The 16111-nt window shown below is 68.4% G+C and carries 16 protein-coding genes; 6 read left to right on the top strand and 10 right to left on the bottom strand.

Translation table 11 applies throughout. From position 1 onward, the window contains the following. Window positions 1-66: 66 nt before the first annotated feature. From B0I29_RS40090 to B0I29_RS40075, 4 genes are all read right to left on the bottom strand, one after another. Window positions 67-582 (bottom strand): hypothetical protein, encoded by a 516-nt coding sequence (locus B0I29_RS40090; protein WP_111654410.1) that lies wholly within the window; start codon window positions 580-582, stop codon window positions 67-69. A gap of 242 nt (window positions 583-824) precedes the next feature. Further along, window positions 825-2270, bottom strand: coding sequence for an aldehyde dehydrogenase family protein (locus B0I29_RS40085; protein WP_245973142.1), 1446 nt, complete (start codon window positions 2268-2270; stop codon window positions 825-827). Window positions 2271-2504: 234 nt separating this feature from the next. After that, window positions 2505-3899 (bottom strand): NAD(P)/FAD-dependent oxidoreductase, encoded by a 1395-nt coding sequence (locus B0I29_RS40080; protein WP_111654408.1) that lies wholly within the window; start codon window positions 3897-3899, stop codon window positions 2505-2507. Next, the gene (locus tag B0I29_RS40075) at window positions 3896-5149 is read right to left on the bottom strand and encodes a glycosyltransferase (RefSeq protein WP_245973141.1); all 1254 of its coding nucleotides are present in this window, start codon (window positions 5147-5149) and stop codon (window positions 3896-3898) included. Before B0I29_RS40075 ends, B0I29_RS40080 begins: the two co-directional genes overlap by 4 nt. 145 nt (window positions 5150-5294) lie before the next feature. Here B0I29_RS40075 and B0I29_RS40070 point away from each other — a divergent pair, with 145 nt between their 5' ends. Continuing rightward, window positions 5295-5933: a TetR/AcrR family transcriptional regulator gene (locus B0I29_RS40070; RefSeq protein WP_245973140.1), complete on the top strand. Its 639-nt coding sequence runs from the start codon at window positions 5295-5297 to the stop codon at window positions 5931-5933. On the opposite strand, the gene B0I29_RS40065 is transcribed toward B0I29_RS40070, so the two are convergent. The 4 genes from B0I29_RS40065 to B0I29_RS40050 are packed head-to-tail and all read right to left on the bottom strand — an operon-like array spanning window position 5899 to window position 9700. Continuing rightward, window positions 5899-6978 (bottom strand): ABC transporter ATP-binding protein, encoded by a 1080-nt coding sequence (locus B0I29_RS40065; protein WP_111654406.1) that lies wholly within the window; start codon window positions 6976-6978, stop codon window positions 5899-5901. The two genes, B0I29_RS40070 and B0I29_RS40065, sit on opposite strands and share 35 nt — an antisense overlap. Then, complete coding sequence (locus tag B0I29_RS40060; protein WP_111654405.1) at window positions 6975-7733, bottom strand: ABC transporter permease; 759 nt, start codon at window positions 7731-7733, stop codon at window positions 6975-6977. The genes B0I29_RS40065 and B0I29_RS40060 overlap by 4 nt, the downstream gene beginning before the upstream one ends. Then, window positions 7726-8577, bottom strand: a complete 852-nt coding sequence (locus tag B0I29_RS40055) for an ABC transporter permease (RefSeq protein ID WP_111654404.1) — start codon at window positions 8575-8577, stop codon at window positions 7726-7728. Before B0I29_RS40055 ends, B0I29_RS40060 begins: the two co-directional genes overlap by 8 nt. 1 nt (window position 8578) lies before the next feature. Beyond that, window positions 8579-9700, bottom strand: a complete 1122-nt coding sequence (locus B0I29_RS40050; protein WP_220091552.1) for a polyamine ABC transporter substrate-binding protein — start codon at window positions 9698-9700, stop codon at window positions 8579-8581. Between the two features lie 206 nt (window positions 9701-9906). Here B0I29_RS40050 and B0I29_RS40045 point away from each other — a divergent pair, with 206 nt between their 5' ends. The 3 genes from B0I29_RS40045 (at window position 9907) to B0I29_RS40035 (ending at window position 13301) form a co-directional block, all read left to right on the top strand. Continuing rightward, window positions 9907-10998, top strand: coding sequence for a phosphotransferase (locus tag B0I29_RS40045; protein ID WP_181558223.1), 1092 nt, complete (start codon window positions 9907-9909; stop codon window positions 10996-10998). Then, window positions 10998-11948 (top strand): SIS domain-containing protein, encoded by a 951-nt coding sequence (locus B0I29_RS40040; protein ID WP_111654402.1) that lies wholly within the window; start codon window positions 10998-11000, stop codon window positions 11946-11948. The genes B0I29_RS40045 and B0I29_RS40040 overlap by 1 nt, the downstream gene beginning before the upstream one ends. A gap of 105 nt (window positions 11949-12053) precedes the next feature. Beyond that, entirely contained in the window at window positions 12054-13301 is a 1248-nt protein-coding gene (locus tag B0I29_RS40035) for a vanadium-dependent haloperoxidase (protein WP_111654401.1), read from the top strand. Between the two features lie 156 nt (window positions 13302-13457). Here the strand turns inward: B0I29_RS40035 and B0I29_RS40030 are convergent, their stop codons facing one another. Next, window positions 13458-14066 carry a DNA-3-methyladenine glycosylase gene (locus B0I29_RS40030; RefSeq protein WP_111654400.1) on the bottom strand — a complete coding sequence of 203 codons (609 nt, stop codon included), beginning with the start codon at window positions 14064-14066 and terminating at the stop codon, window positions 13458-13460. 165 nt (window positions 14067-14231) lie between these two features. Further along, window positions 14232-14606, bottom strand: a complete 375-nt coding sequence (locus B0I29_RS40025; RefSeq protein ID WP_111654399.1) for a DoxX family protein — start codon at window positions 14604-14606, stop codon at window positions 14232-14234. Between the two features lie 84 nt (window positions 14607-14690). Here B0I29_RS40025 and B0I29_RS40020 point away from each other — a divergent pair, with 84 nt between their 5' ends. After that, entirely contained in the window at window positions 14691-15170 is a 480-nt protein-coding gene (locus B0I29_RS40020) for a MarR family winged helix-turn-helix transcriptional regulator (RefSeq protein WP_111654398.1), read from the top strand. Beyond that, a complete protein-coding gene (locus tag B0I29_RS40015) occupies window positions 15167-16030 on the top strand; it encodes a dioxygenase family protein (RefSeq protein WP_111654397.1) in 864 nt (287 codons plus the stop codon). Before B0I29_RS40020 ends, B0I29_RS40015 begins: the two co-directional genes overlap by 4 nt. Window positions 16031-16111: the final 81 nt, after the last annotated feature.

Below are 16111 nucleotides of genomic sequence, written 5' to 3'. Positions count from 1 at the left end.
TGCTCGGTGCTCGGTGCTCGGTGCTCGGTGCTCCGGCACCGAGCTAGGCGATTGGTTCGCGGCGCTTCAGTGGTGCTCGTGATCTGTCGCGCGGGCGGCGCACAGGAATGAGCCTCCGACCGCGAACGCGCCCAGCACCCCGAGCGAAATCTGCTGCTGGTGATCGGTCTGCCGGTCATAAGTGACCTGGTTGACCTCGATCACCCGGTCATGATCCTCAAGCACGTACCGCCCGTCCCGCATCGACGGGTTCCCGTCCAGCGACGCGAACGCCAGCACCACGGTCAGCCAGAACCCGAACACGAAGACCCCGGCAGCGATCGCCGCCCAGTGCGGCACATGCGGCGGCACCCACGAAGCCAGCCGCCAGGCACGCCGGGGCTGCTGGGTGCGGTACCCACGCCGGTTGCTGAGAATGCCGGCCGCGAACCCGGGCACCGTGAGGAACGCGGCGACCCCGACCGCGACGGCGGCGTCGAACGGGCGCGCGCCAGCGGCCAGGGCGATGATGAGACCGGCCGACCAGAACACACCGGCCCCACACATCACGCTGAGCAGCAAGAGTCCCCGACGCGAGATCATCAAGAGAAACGCTAGTGTCCCGCGCATCCCCCGGTGGCCTTTTCCCCGCGCCGGTAGCCCCAATAGCCACGATCCAGGCAACCACCGCCCACATCACGACCAATCCTCGCCAAAATCGCGGATCACCCGCCGGGTCAGGCGGGACCCGCCGCAGCGGGACCGTCGTGCCGAGCTGGATCGTCGTGCCGAGCGGGACCGCCGTGCCAGGCGGGACCCGTCGGGTCAGGGCAGGACCCGCCGGGTCAGGCGGGGCGGAACGACGTGTGCGGCTCCGGAGCCGCGTGCTTGATCATCAGGTGGCGGGTGACCGAGTACTCGCCGATCGCTTCCTGGCTCATGTCCTTGCCGAAACCGCTGCCCTTCACACCGCCGTGCGGAGCTTCCGAGGCGATCGGCAGGTGGTCGTTGATCCAGGTCACGCCGAAGTCCAGCCGGTGCGCGACGCGCAGCGCCCGGGACACGTCCTGCGTCCAGATCGACGACGCCAGGCCGTAGGGCGTGTCGTTCGCGAGCCGCACGGCCTCGTCCTCGAAGGAGGCCGAGAAAGACGCCGAGGAAGACGCTGAGGACGAGGAGCCGTCGAACGGCACCGCCACCAGCACCGGCCCGAACACCTCACGCTGCACGATCTCGCTGGCCTGATCGGCGTCGACGACCAGCGTCGGCGGGTAGTAGAAGCCCGGCCCGTCGGCCACGGCACCGCCGGTCACCACGGTGGCGCCGGCCGCCTGCGCGCGAGTGACGAATCCGTGGGTACGGTCACGCTGAGCACCGGAGATCATCGGCCCGATATCGGTTCCGCTCGCCGCCGGGTCGCCGACCTTGATCGACGCGAGCACCGAGCGCAGCGCCTCGACGCCCTGGTCGAAGATGCCGCGTTCCAGGTAGACCCGGGTGGCCGCGGTGCAGTCCTGCCCCGTGTTGTAGGTCGCGCCCATCGCCACGCCGGTCGCCATCGCGGTCAGGTCGGCGTCCGGGAAGACCAGCGCCGGCGCCTTTCCGCCGAGTTCGAGGTGCAGCCGTTTGAGCCCGGTGACCGCGCCGGACATCACCCGGCGGCCGGTCTCCGACGATCCGGTGAGGCTGACCATGTCGACGCCCGGGTCGGTGACCAGGGCTTCGCCGACGTCGCCACCGCCGGTGACGACGGTGACGAGCCCGGCCGGAGCGCCGGCCTTCTCGATCAACGAGGCGAGCAGGATCGTACTGCTCGGCGTCTGCGGCGCCGGCTTGATGACGACAGCGTTGCCGGCCGCGATCGCCGGCCCGATCTTCCAGATCGCCATGATCAGCGGGAAGTTCCACGGCGCGATCGCCCCGATGACACCGATCGGGCGGCGAACCATCAATGACGTATATCCGGCTGAGAGCACTCCGGCGCCGGTGCCGTCCAGCGAACGCGCCCCACCCGCGAAGAACCGCAGGTTGTCGACAGCGAACGGCAACTCACCCTCGGCGAACACCGGAACCGGTTTACCGGTCTCGGCGACCTCAAGCCGGGTGAACTCGTCGGCAGAGGCTTCAACCAGGTCGGCGAGTCGCAGCAACACTCGCGCTCGGTCACCCGGCGTCACGTCACGCCAGATCTGGTAAGCGTCGCGGGCACGAGCCACCGCTGCGGCAACATCCGCGGGGTCGGTGTCAACGACCTCGGCGGCTACGCCGCCATCGGCCGGATTGATAATCACGCGAGGCGACATGGTTGCAGCCCTTTCAGATGTACGCGTTGACGAGTCAACAGTTGACGTCAACCAGGCAAGTCAACATGTGCAGACGTGTTGACGGGTCAACTCTTGGTGGTGGACGGGCGGATCAACCTGTGGAGTTGTGTTGACTGGTCGACTCTTGGTGGTTGGCGGGTGGGTCGACACGTGCTCATGTGTTGACCCGGCAATTCTTGATTGGCGGATGCGGCCGTTGGATCAGCTGTTGAAGCCGACCCCGAAGTGGTCGAGCAGTCGCAGCCACGCGCCCCGCCTACCGTCGACGTCGGCGCGAACCATCTGGTGACGGGTCAGCGCCACCACCGGATATCGAACCGGCTCCGGGGGGAACGGCATGCCGCGCCGCCGTACCATCGCCAGCTCGGTGAGCGGCGACGGCTCCCCGGCGAGCAGATCCAGCGCGACCCGCGCGCCGAACCGCGACGACGCCACGCCCAAGCCCGTGTAGCCCACCGCGTACGCCACCCGCCCGCCGTGCGCCGTTCCGAAGATCGGCGTGAAACGACTGGTGGAGTCGATCACGCCGCCCCAGCGGTGGGTGAACCGCAGCCCGTCGAGCTGGGGGAACGTCTCGAAGAAGTGCCGGGCGAGCAGCTGATGCGTCGCCGGCCGCTGCTCATAGGACGCGGCGACCCGGCCACCGAAGTGATAGATGGCGTCGTAGCCACCCCAGAGGATGCGCCCGTCCGCGGTCGGCCGGTAGTAGTGGAACTGGTTGCCGTTGTCCGTCAAACCCTGCCGCGACGCCCAGCCGATCGAATCCCACTGCGCGTCGGTCAGCGGCTCGGTGACGAGCACGTGATCGTAAACGGGCAGCACCCAGGGCCGGACTCGACGCAGCGGCGATGGGTACGCATTCGTGGCGATCAGTACTTTGCCGGCCCGTACCGTCGCATTGGGCGTACCCACGGAGATGCCGCCGGCGGAACGCCGGAGAGTGAGCACCGGGGATTCGTCGTGGCGGCGGACGCCGAGTGAGTCGGCGAGGCGGGCCAGGCCCCAGGTGAGCGCGGCCGGGTCGACCAGGCCGCCTGACTCGTGAATGCGCAGGCCACCGAGGTAGGTGGGGGAGTGCACGTCGGCCTGCGCGGCCGACGCGTCGAGCAACGTGACCTGATCACCGGCCGCGGCGTGCACCTCAGCCAGCGACGCCAATTCGGCGAGGTGGTGCGGCGCGGTGGCGTGCGTCGTCTTGCCGACCAGGCGTAGGTCGGCGTCGATGGAATGTTCCGCGACGGTTTTGGCGATCTCCGCGAGGTTGCGCCGGCCCAGCTCGGTGAGCTGCTCGAACTCGCCCGGCCAGCGGGCCTGGCCGTGCGAGAGTCCGTGGGTGAGCGATTCGCTGACGAACCCGCCGTTGCGGCCACTCGCCCCGTAACCGACGTGCTGCCCCTCCAGGAGCAGCACGTCGGCGTCCGGGTTGTCGTGTTTCGCCTGGATGGCGGCCCACAGGCCGGTGAATCCACCGCCGACGATCACCAGATCCGCGCTCGCGCCGTCCGGTACGGGTGGTCGACGATCCGGTGCGCCCGGCCGATCGGTCCAGAAGACGGCCGGAGCCGCATCGGCCAGGGCGCGATCTATATCGGTCACGGAAGCTTCTCGATGAGGTCGGCAGCCTTGCGCAGGCCGTCGCGGCCGCGGATGTCGGCGCTGATCGTGGCCAGGCGTGCGTGCACATCGGTGTCACCGAGCAGCTTCTCCAGAGAAGCGGAAAGCTCCTCGTCGGTGAACCCGTAGGTGTCCAGCCGCACGCCGAGGCCGAGCTCGTGCACCCGCTGGGCGTTGTCGTACTGATCCCAGAAGAGCGGGAGCAGCACCATCGGCTTGCCGAAGTGCAGGGCCTCGGTGACCGTGTTGTTGCCGCCGTGGGTGATCACCAGGTCGACCTGGGGGAGGATCGAGGTCTGCGGGAGGAACTCGGCGCCGTACATGTTGTCGGCGAGCTCGATCTCTTCGTGCAGCGGGCCCTTGGAGACGATGTAGCGGTGCGGGGTCTTGGCGAGCACGCTGATCACCCGGCGCATCAGCTCGACGTCGGCCGAGCCGAGCGAGCCGAGGCTGAAATAGATCAGCTTGCCCGGAAGATCGGAGATCGCCGCCGGCAGCGAGAACACCGCGTCCGTCTCGCGCACCGACGAGTCGAGCCGATGCCACGACGAGTCCAGCGGCCGGGCAGCCGTGTAGTCGGCGGCCTCCGGGAAGACGTACAGGTTCAGGTCACCCGGGTGGATGAAATCCAGGTCGGGCAGCGGCGGCGCGCCCTGCTCGACGACCCACGCGTTGAAGTCGGTCCAGAGCTGCCGATGGGTACGGTCGTACTCCTCGCGGAACGCCGGCCAGCCCGACGGGTCGTCCTGCGGGTATCCGGAGAAGACCGGCGCGATGCCGTCGCCGCGGACCTCGAGCGGGTTGCAGGAGACGATGCGTACGAACGGAACCCCGGCCGTGTTCAGCGCGGGGAACGCCACCACGTTGTCCTCGACGATGACGTCCGGCTTCACCCGCTCGATGATCTCCAGCAGCTGCGGCTGGCAGTACTTCGCGCCGACGATCAGCTCTTCCCAGACCGGTTTCACCCAGGTGTCGAGCTGCTCGATGGTCGGCTTGCGGAACTCCGGCGCGGTGTCGCGGATGAAGTCCTTCCAGAATTGACCGGCGTCCTGCTCGTCCGGGTTCTCGGGCGGGGGCGCCAGGTTGACGAGGTCCTCGTCGAAGCCGAGGGCGGTCAGCTTGCCTTTCCAGGAGGCCTCCGCGGCGAACACCACACGGTGTCCGCGCTGCCGCAGGATGTCTCCAATCCCGATGCAGTTATTGGTCGGTCCGTAGGCGCTCTCGGGCATGAAGAGTATGGTCAGCTTGCGTTCCGACATGCGACACCGTCCTGACTCGGATTTGAATTGTAATTCAAATAGCGTGGGCTCCGGCCGTCAAGGGCGGCCGGTAGGCTAACTGAGGTCAACTTTTCTTCAGGCAGGACGAACATCAGTGACGACTCCCCGCAAGCGCCGCGCCGACCGGCAGCAGGACCTGATCGAGGCCGCTCAGCGGGCGATGGTTCTGCACGGCACCGACGGCGTGCACCTCAAGCAGGTCGCCGCCGAGGCGGGCCTCACGTCCGGCGCGGTGCTCTACCACTACGCCGACCTGCAGGACCTGCTGCTCGACGCGCACCACGCGGGCATGGAGCGTTTCTACGAGCACCGGGTCCGGGAGATCGAAGCGGTGGAGGACCCGGCCGAGCGCCTCGTCGTCACTGTCCGTTCCGGCCTGCCTGCCGGTTCCGACGACGTCGACGTGCGCCTGCTCTGCGAGCTCGGCGGCGCGGCCGGCCGCAACCGGGTCTACGCCGCCCTGCTCACCACGCTCTACGACCGCCAGGTCTCGATGTACCAGGGGATTCTCGAATCCGGCGCGACGCAGGGCGCCTTCACCCTGGCCGACAGCTCGACCACGATCGGCCGCAACCTGGTCGCGCTCGAGGACGCTTACGGTTACCGCATCGTGGCGCGTCACCCGACGATCGGCGTCGCCGAGGCCGAGGAACTGATCCTCAGCTACGCGCGGGGCATGACCGGACATCCGCTGCCCGTCACGCCGCGGCGGAAGCCGCGGTCGCGGAGCTAGGCGGCACCAGCACCGCATCTGCCGTCCCCCAGCTCAGATCAACTGCTTGCTGGGGTACGACGACAGGGGCCCCGTGTCGATGTACCAAAACCGGCGTCCCGTGCCCCGGCACCTCGACCGCGATCCGCGACGTCCCGCCGTAGAAGCTGACGTCGAGCACGGTGCCGCTGAGCACGGAGTCACCGTCGTTCAGCGTGATCTGCTCCGGGCGCACGGCCAGCACCGCCGGCTCGCCGACGCTGACCGCGCTCTGGTCGCTCGTCGTGCCGGGGAGCTGGCCCAGCGCCTCGGAGGACAGGCCGGCCTCGGTCGCCGTACCGGAGAAGAAGTTGTTTCCGCCGATGAAGTCGGCGACGAACCAGGTGCGGGGTGCGCCGTAGAGCGCGACCGGCGAATCCACCTGTTCCACCGCGCCCTGATGGAGCACCGCGATCCGGTCGGCCATCGACATGGCCTCCTCCTGGTCGTGGGTGACCACGACGAAGGTGATGCCGACCTCGTGCTGCAGTTGCTTGAGCCAGAGCTGCATCTCGGCGCGGACCTTGCGGTCGAGGGCGGAGAGCGGCTCGTCGAGCAGGAGCAGCCGGGGTCGTTTCACGATGGCGCGGGCCAGCGCCACCCGCTGCCGCTGGCCGCCGGAGAGCTGGTGCGGACGGCGTTTGGCCGCCGGGGCGAGACCGACGCGTTCGAGGACCTCGCCGACCCGCTGGGTGATCTCGGCCTTGGGCAGGCCTTCGCGGTGCAGGCCGTAGGCGATGTTCTTCTCGACGCTGAGGTGCGGGAAGAGTGCGTAGGACTGGAACATCAGGTTCACCGGGCGCTGGTGCGCCGGCACCCGGGTGAGGTCCTCGCCGGCCAGGGTGACCGTGCCGCTGTCCGGCGTCTCGAATCCGGCCAGGATGCGCAGCAGCGTGGTCTTGCCGCAGCCGCTCGGTCCGAGCAGCGCGAAGAACTCGCCCTCGGCGACGTCGAGGCTGACGCCGTCCAGGGCGGTCACGTCGCCGAAACTGCGGCGCACGCCGTCTAGGGAGAGGAAGGCGGTCATCGGCGCTCCGTCAGTCGTGTCAATCGGGCGGCGGCGATGATCGCGGTGAACGTGACCGCGAGCAGCACCGTGGCGAGGGCGTTGATCTCGGGGGTGACGCCGAAACGCACCATCGAGTAGATGACGATCGGCAGGGTCGGCGACTGCGGCCCGGCCGTGAAGAACGCGATCACGAACTCGTCGACCGACAGCGTGAACGCCAGCAGCGCACCGGCCACGATGCCCGGTGCCAGCGTCGGCAGGGTGATCCGCAGGAACGTGGTGAATCCGTTCGCGCCCAGGTCGCGCGAGGCCTCTTCGAGCGACGGATCGGTGCCGTTCAGCCGGGTACGGACCACGGCGGCGACCGCGGCCGTCCCGAAGACCGCGTGCGCCAGTAGCACCGAGTACAGCCCGAGGGTGAGCTGGATCAGCGAGTAGAACGCGAGCAGGCCGATCGCGAGCACGATGTCCGGCAGGATCACCGGCAGCGTGGCGATCGCGTCCAGGATCTTCGAGCGGGTGTGCCGGGCCAGGCCGACCGCGAGCAGCGTGCCGAGCACGGTGGCGATCACTGTCGAGCCGGTCGCCACGAGCAGCGTGTTGCCCAGCCCGATGCGGATCTGCTCGTCCTTCGCCAGCTCGGCGTACCAGCTGAAACTGAAACCGCTCCAGCTGTACGGCGAGTCGCCCGCGTTGAACGACATCGCGACGACCACGACGATCGGCACGTACAGGAAGACGTACGTGATCCAGAACGGGATCTTCTTAAGCATTCTTGTCTCCCGTCAGCCGGCGGGCGCTCCACGCCTGCAGCATCAGCAGGAGCATCAGCATCGCCACCAGGATCAGCGCGAGGGTGGCGCCGAACGGCCAGTCGCGGGCCTTGAGGAACTGGTCGCGGATCAGGTTGCCGACCATCGCGGTCTGCCCGCCGCCGAGCAGTTCCGGCACCACGAAGTTGCCGATGCTGGGCACGAAGACGAAGACACACCCGGTGATCACGGCGGGCAGGGTCAGCGGCAGCGTGACGGTGAGGAACGCCTTCGCCGGCCGCGCGCCCAGGTTCGCCGCCGCTTCCAGCAGCTGGTCGTCCTGTTTCTCCAGCGCGGCGAAGAGCGGCAGGACCATGAGCGGCAGGTACGCGTACAGCAGACCGGCCACGATCGCCGGCTTCGTGTAGAGCAGCTGGAGGGGCTCGTCGATCAGGCCCCATCCGGTCAGCGCGTCGTTGATCATCCCGGCCGGGCTGAGCAGGACGATCCACGCGTACGTACGGATCAGGAAGTTGGTCCAGAACGGCAGGACCAGCCCGACCAGGGCGATCGTCTTCCACTTGCCGGGGAGGCGGGCGATCACGTACGCGGTGGGGAAGCCGAGCAGCAGCGCGAGCACTGTGGTCACCCCGGCGATCTCCACCGAGGTGACCAGCACGTCCAGGTACAGCGGGTCGACGGCCCGGAGGAAGTTCTCCGTGGTGGGCTCGTAGACCAGCCCGCCGAAGCGGCCCCGCTGGAAGATGGTGTAGCTCAGGACCAGGGCCAGCGGCACGACCATGAGCACCGTCAGGTATCCCAGCCCGGGGCCGAGCAGCGTGAGCCGCTCCAGCGACCGTTTCATCTCAGCTGGCCGCCACTTCGGTGACGATCCGGCTGTAATCCGTTGCGCCCTCGCCGAGGTCGACCAGGGTCTCGCCCTTGAGCAGGTCGGCCGGTGTGGTGGCGAGGTTCGGGTACTGCTTGATCAGGGCCGGGTCGATCGACTCCATGGCGGCCTTGTTCGGCACCTTGTACAGGATGTTCTGCACGGCCCAGGAGTGGATCTTGGGGTCCAGGATGTAGTTGATGAAGGCGTGTGCGGCCTCCTTGTTCTTGGAGGTCTTGAGCACGACCATGGTGTCCACCCAGAGGTCGCTGCCCTCCTTCGGCACTGTGAACTTGATCTTGTCGTTGTCGGTGATGCCGTAGTTGCACCAGCCGTCCCACGCCTCGACCAGCGCCGCCTCACCGGAGACCAGCCGGGAGTAGAACGTGGTGTCGTCGAACGCGAGCAGCGACTGCTTCGCGGCGGTCAGCTTCTCCTTGACCTTCGCCAGCTCGGCGGGGTCGGTGGTGTTCGCCGAGTATCCGAGGGACTTCTGCGCCGGCAGCATCAGCCACCGGTCGGTCTGCAGCATGGTGATCTTCTTGGCCAGCTCGGGTTTCGGGCTGAGCAGGTCGTTCCAGCTGTCCGGCTCGTACCCGGTCAGGTCGCTGCGGTAGCAGAGCCCGGTGGTTCCCCAGGTGTAGGGCACGGAGAACTTGTTGCCCGGGTCGTAGGCGAGGTTCGTCGCCTCCGGGTAGAGGTTCGCGAGGTTCGGGATCAGATCGGCGTGGATCGGCTCGACGAGACCCTGCTCGGCGAGCGCCTGAGCGAACGGGCCGGAGACGAACGCGACGTCGATGCCGCTGTCCCCGCCGGCCGTCAGCTTGGCCATGATCTCTTCGTTGGTGGCGTGCTTCGTGACGGTGACCTTGGATCCGACCGCCTTCTCGAAGGTCGTCGGCAGATCCTCGGGCATGTAGGCGTCCCAGTTCGAGACGGTGAGTGTCTGCTTCGTGAGGTCAGCGCTCGGGTTCAGCGCGTCGGGCGTCGCCTGCGCGGTCGCGCCGGAGTCGCCGCCACCGCAGGCGGCTGCCGCCAGAACGAGGGCGGCTGCCGCCGCGCCGGCGAGGGCTCGGCGGATCGGGGGGATGCGTGACACGTGGTTTCCTCCAGGTGGAGTTCCGGCCTGGCCGCCGAGTGTTGCAGCACGCGTCAGCGGAAACAAGACTAAAAACCAGCCTGCTGACCTGGTAATTTCCTTTTTACTTTGAATCGCGATTCAGAAACATGGCCTGACCTGCGAGGGTGATGCTCCACCTGGCAGGGTGTCAGTCAAAGATCAATTCGGTACGGGGGAGGGAGCTCATGGAAGCCGACGAAACGGGCGCTTCGGTCGCGTTGGTGCGTCTCATCGCGTCCGGCAGTCAGGCGTCGTCGCCCGGGTGGCTGCATCGCTTCCCCGGTCCGCAGCCGGTGCTGGGCTCGCCGGTCGAGCGGCCGATCACCGTCGACCAGACGCACCGCTCGGTCGTGGTCGGCGAGAGCGTGGTCGTGAAGTGGCTCCAGCCGCCGCTGCCGGCGCCGCAGCGCACGCCCGAGCTGCTGGCCCACCTCGCGGAGGTGGGTTTCGGGCGGACGCCGCAGCCCTTCGCTGCTCTCTACGACGAGGAGAATCTCGTCGCTCTGGTCGTCGCGTTTCTGCCGGGGGCGGTGGACGGGTGGGAGTGGGCTGTCGACGATCTGCTCGCTGAGCTGGGTGGTGGTGCACCGGCGGTGATCGGTGGGCTGCTCGGTGAGCTGGCCGCTGAGCTGCACGTCGCCCTTGCCGCGCCGTCGTCCGTGCTGCCGGACCCCGTCGGAGCGGCCACCTCGGCTGACGTCGCCGGCTGGACCGCGCAGGGGCTCGACGCTCTCGACGAGGCGCTCAAGCTGACCGACGGTGACGACGGCGAGTGGCTGGACTCGGTCGCGCAGGCAATCCGGGCCGATCTCGCGCTGCCGCCGATCCGGGCCGGACTCGGCGGGACGCCGGTGCAGCGGCTGCACGGGGACCTGCATGTCGGGCAGATTCTGCGGTGGGACGGTGGGTATGCCGTTGTTGACTTTGACGGGAATCCGGCCGCGCCGCAGGACTCTGCCGAGCCGGCCGCGCGGGACGTCGCGCAGTTGCTTGTCAGCCTCGGGAACGTCGGCGCGATTGCCAACAAGCGCACCGGCCATGCGTACTCCGCGCAGGTCGCGGCGTGGGTTGATCGGGAACGTGACGCGTTGCTCGGCGCCTATCGGCCGGTTGCCGGAGGGCTGTTCGACGAGGCTCTGCTGGCCGGGTTCGAGGCCGCGCAACTGTGCCGGGAGCTGATCTACGCGGCCCGGTTTCTGCCCCGGTGGCGATACGCACCGATGGAAGTTCTGCACTACCGATACCGCACCGACTCGCGCTTCACCGAGGAGCTTTGATGGACGCCGCCCTGTTCCTGCGTGACCTTGAGGAGAAACCGGAGGCGCTGGACCGGCTCGCCGGCTCGCTGGTGGGCGCTGACCCGTTCGCAGGGCTTTCCGCGTACCCAAGAAGGGTTTTGATCTTAGGAATGGGCAGCTCGCGCTATGCGGCGCGGGTGGGCGCGCTGCGGCTGCGCGCCGCCGGCATCGATGCGATCGCGGAGTACGCCTCGGCGGAGGCATCGCTGCCCGCCACGCCGGAGACGCTCGTGGTGGCGATCTCCGCGACCGGCGGCAGTCGCGAGACGGTCGACGCGGTCGCGCGGTATCGCGGCACGTCGCCGATCGTGGCGCTGACCAACAGCGCTGATCCGACGCCGATCGCCGAAGACGCGCTGCTGACCGTGCCGATGCTGGCCGGGCCGGAGCGCGGTGGGGTGGCGTGCCGCAGTTTTCAGCACACGCTGGCGCTGCTGCTGATGATGAACGCGCAGCTCACCGGGGTGGCCTTCGATGGTGCGGGACTGTTGCGGCGTGCCGCTGAGGCGACCGCGCATCTGCTCGACACGCGTCGTGACTGGTTGCCGATGGCGCTGGAAATGCTCGACGGGGACCTCTACACGATCGCGCCGGTGGAGCGGATCTCGTCGGCCGAGCAGTCCGCGCTGATGGTCCGCGAGGGGCCGCGTCGCCGGGCTGACGCGACCGAAACCGGTGACTGGGCGCATGTGGACGTCTACCTGACCAAGACATTGGACTATCGGGCGTTGTTGTTCCCGGGGTCGCGGTACGACGAGCAGGCGATGGAGTGGATCCGGCAGCGGGGCTCGACCGTTTTGTCGGTGGGCGGGCCGGTGGAGGGCGCGGCCGGGGTGATCCGTTATCCGCACGACGACGACGCGGACGTCCGGCTGCTGACCGAGACGCTGGTGGCGGAGCTGGTGGCCGCTACGTGGTGGGCGGCCTGAAACGTGTGGTTCCCCGAAGGCCGCTACAAGTTATAGCTATCGATGTTCCTGTGGTGCCGGCGTCAGGTTCGATGAGTCTGACGACCGTCTACACAGGGGGAAAAGATGGCTCGATCTCTGTTCGTGCCCGTTGTAGTCGCGGCGCTGGTCCTGACACCGGCACCGGTCGAGGCGTCCGGGCGGGCGATCCCGGCGGACGCGGTGATCACCTGGAACCTGCATGCCGAGGAAGCGATCTGGACCGTCGCCCGGCAGAACCCGTGGGTGCAGGGGCGCAGCTTCTCGATGGTGCAGGGCGCTGTCTACGACGCGGTCAACTCGATCGCGGGTAAGCCGTACCGGCCGTACCTGACCGCGGTGCCCGCGACCGGGCGGGAGTCGGGTGGTGCGGCGGTTGCCGCTGCCGCGTACCAGGTCCTGACCGGGATCTTCCCGGAGCAGCACGACCGGATCCGCGCGCAGTACGACACGTTCCTGGCCGGGATCCCGGACGGCGCGGCCGAGCGCGGCGGGATCGCGATCGGCGAACGAACCGCGGCGGCCATGCTCGCCGAACGGCAGGGTGACGGCGCGTTCGGGGTCGAGGAGTTCCCGGTCGGGACGCTGCCCGGCCAGTGGCGTCCGACGCCGCCGACGTTCGCGAACCTCGGTGCGTGGACCGCCGACCTCAAGCCGTTCTCGATCCCGAGCACGTCGATCTATCGCACCGCTGGGCCGCCGGCGCTCGGCAGCGCGGCGTACGCCCGTGATCTGAACGAGGTCAAAGAGGTCGGAGGCGTGAACAGCACGGTCCGTACCGCCGACCAGGCTGACGCCGCGCGCTGGTGGCACGACCGGCGGATGACCCAATGGGAGATCAACCGGCAGCTGATCGTCTCGCAGCGGCTCGGTGGCGTGCAGGCCGCCCGGTTGCTGGCTCTGGTGAACATGGCCGTCACCGATGCCACGTCGGCGTGCTTCAACGAGAAGCGGCACTGGGGTTTCTGGCGTCCGGTCACCGCGGTGCGGCTCGCGGACACCGATGGCAACGCGGCTACGGTCGCTGATCCTGAGTGGACGCCGCTGCTCGTCACGCCGGGTAGTCCGGATTACACGTCGGGGCACGCCTGCGCGACCGGTGCGTCGATGACCGCGCTGCTGCTGTTCTTCGGGCGTGATCGGATCGGGTTCAGTGCTACCAGCGCGGATACCGGGAGTACGCGGACGTATGGGGCGTTCTCGCAGGCGCTGACTGAGCTGATCAACGCACGGGTGTGGGGTGGGATCCACTTCCGCAGCGCGGATATTCAGGGGGCGAGGGTCGGGATCGAGGCGAGCACGTACGTGTTCACGCACGAGTTCCGTCGCTCGTAGGGTTTTCGGCCGGCGGGGTCTGGCGTGGACGGTGTGGCTGGCGCGATCGGGCGGCGGTTGTGGATCTTGTGAGTTTCTGGTTGCGGTGAGGGCCGAAGCTCACAAGATCGGTCACCCGTCGGCGCCGTTGCCGGTTCGGTGCCGGCGTTACCGGGCTCAGCCGACGCGGCGGCGGGGTGTGTGGCGGCGGTAGGTGCTCACGGTCGGGTCGCCGCTGATCCAGAAGCGCCACGGCACGTCGTGGGCCGACGTCACTCCGACCCTCGGGCCGGACTCGATTTTTGCGGCGTACTCCGGCTTTGCGGGTGAGTGCAGGGTGGCCGGGCCGGAGCCGTCCAGCAGGGGAGTGTCGGTGGCGGTGGTGTTGAGCGCCAGAACCTGCATGAGCTTCCCCGGACCGGCGGCCAGGTCGGTGTCACGCCGAGCGGCCGGGCGGCGCTGCCTCGCGATCTCCAGGCCGTCGACCACCTCGCCGGCGCGGAGCAGCACGGCAGCGGCCCGGCCGGTCTCACCGCAGACCACGTTCGCGCAGAAGTGCATGCCGTAGATCTGGTAGACGTACAGCCGCCCGGCCGGCCCGAACATCACCGCGTTGCGGTTGGTCATCCCGCGGTGCGCATGGCTCGCGGGATCCTCGCCGAGTCCGCTGTACGCCTCGACCTCGGTGATCCGTACGGTCACGTCGTTGGCGGACAGCTGCCAGTTGAGTAGCAGCTTGGCCGCTTTGTCCACTTGGGCTGCGGGCAGGTCGAACCACGAGGTCACCCGGCAACCCAATCACGCCACCCCCGGCCTCGACCGCCGGGTCGGCATGATCGCCGCGCGGGACGGCTGTACGCCACGGCTGCTGGCTGTCGCTCATGGTGACCGTGGTGTGCGGCCGCTTCGTGCGTACGCAAAGCGGCCTTTGACTTGGGGTTTGACCTTGGCTTAGAAGGCGTGCGGGCCGAAGCGTCCCCAGACGACGAACGCGGACAGCAGGAGCAGGGCGATGTTGGGGACGAGGGCCTGGTTCTCCTTGCGGCGCGCGTGCACGACGATCGCGCCGATCATGATGATCACGAGGCCGAGCGCGGCCAGCGGGACCAGGATCGGGACGATGTCCAGCGCGGCCGGGAGGATCAGGCCGATCGCGGCGAGGATCTCCACCGCGCCGATCGCCTTGACCGCGCCGGCGCTGTAGTTCTCGGTCCAGCCCAGTCCGGAAGCGATCAGCTTCTCCTTCGGCTGCAGCAGCTTCATCGCGCCGGCCGCGAGGAAGGCGAGAGCAAGCAGACCGGCGACGATCCACAGGGCGATGTTCATATCGGTTCCTTCAGGATTTGACTTCAACAGTTGAGTGAAACGTAGAGTACGTTGACTTAAACATGCAAGCGTTAGGATGAGGTGATGGAGACGAATGAGCCGCGCTGGCTCGACGATGAGGAGCGGGCCGCGTGGATGGCGCTGACCAGCGTTTTCATGCGCCTTCCGGCAGCGCTCGACGCCCAGTTGCAGCGCGACGCCGGCGTCAGCCACTTCGAGTACGGCATCCTCGCCGGCCTCTCCGAATCACCCGGCCGCCAGCTGCGGATGAGCGTGCTCGCCGCGTTCGCCGAGGGGTCGCTCGCCCGGCTCTCGCAGGCCGTCGGGCGGCTGGAGAAACGCGGCTGGGTGCGCCGCTTCCCGGACCCGACCGACGGGCGCTACACGCTCGCCGAGCTGACCGATTCCGGCTGGGACAAGGTGGTCGAGTCCGCGCCCGGCCACGTCGAGGCGGCCCGCGCACTGGTCTTCGATCAGCTGACCAAGAGTCAAGTACGTCAATTGCGAGAGATCGGCCGGCGCATCATGAGCGCCGTCGACCCGGACGGAGCATGCCCCTCATGAGTTCGGTCCTGAACCCCGCGGTGCCCGCGGGTGCGTACGATCAGTTTCTGCTCGAAGCCCTGCCCCGCGCCCGCGCGCAGCGGGCCTGGGAGCCGGCCGACGGTCCGTTGCCCGCGCTCTACCTCAGTCACGGAGCGCCACCGCTGTTCGACGACGGTCCGTGGCTGCGGCAGCTCTTCGACTGGGCGCTGACGATGCCGAAACCCCGCAGCATCCTGATCGTCTCCGCGCACTGGGAGAGCGCGCCGCTGTCGTTGTCCGCCGACGGGCCGCTGGTCTACGACTTCGGCGGCTTCCACCCGCGGTACTACTCGATGCGGTACGACACCCCGGACGCGTCCACATTGGCCCGTCAGGTGTCATCGTTGCTGCCGGTGCACCAGCACGCGTCCCGCGGTCTCGATCACGGAGCGTGGGTGCCGCTGATGGCCATGTACCCGCTGGCCGACGTGCCGGTCCGGCAGCTCAGCATGCCCACCCAGGACCCGAGCCGGCTGCTGGAGATCGGCGCGCGGCTGCGCGAGCTGCGCGCCGAGGGGGTGCTGGTGATCGGGTCCGGGTTCATGGTGCACGGGTTGCCGTTCGTGACGCGTGACATGGTGCTGAACGGTGCTGTCCCAGCGTGGTCGTCGGAGTTTGACGCGTGGGCGGCGGAGGCGCTGGGGCGCGGGGATGTGGACGAGTTGGCGGCTTATCAGAATCGGGCACCGGGGATGCCGTTCGCCCATCCGACGCCGGACCATTTCACGCCGTTGTTTGTGACGCTGGGTGCGGCGGATCGTCCGGATGCCGGGGTGCGGACGACGATCGACGGGTACATGATCGGGTTTTCGAGGAGGTCGTTCCAGACGCTGCCGTGATGGGGCGGGGTCTTGGTAGGCGGGCCGGGGCGAGTTCTTGGCGGTTTTGCGATTCTTGGCGGGTGTTGACGGGCATTTGCG

The organism is Actinoplanes lutulentus, from assembly GCF_003259845.1.
Lineage (GTDB): Bacteria > Actinomycetota > Actinomycetes > Mycobacteriales > Micromonosporaceae > Actinoplanes > Actinoplanes lutulentus.
The sequence above is the reverse complement of the archived record's forward strand: the minus strand, read 5'-3'. Positions and strand labels throughout refer to the sequence as shown.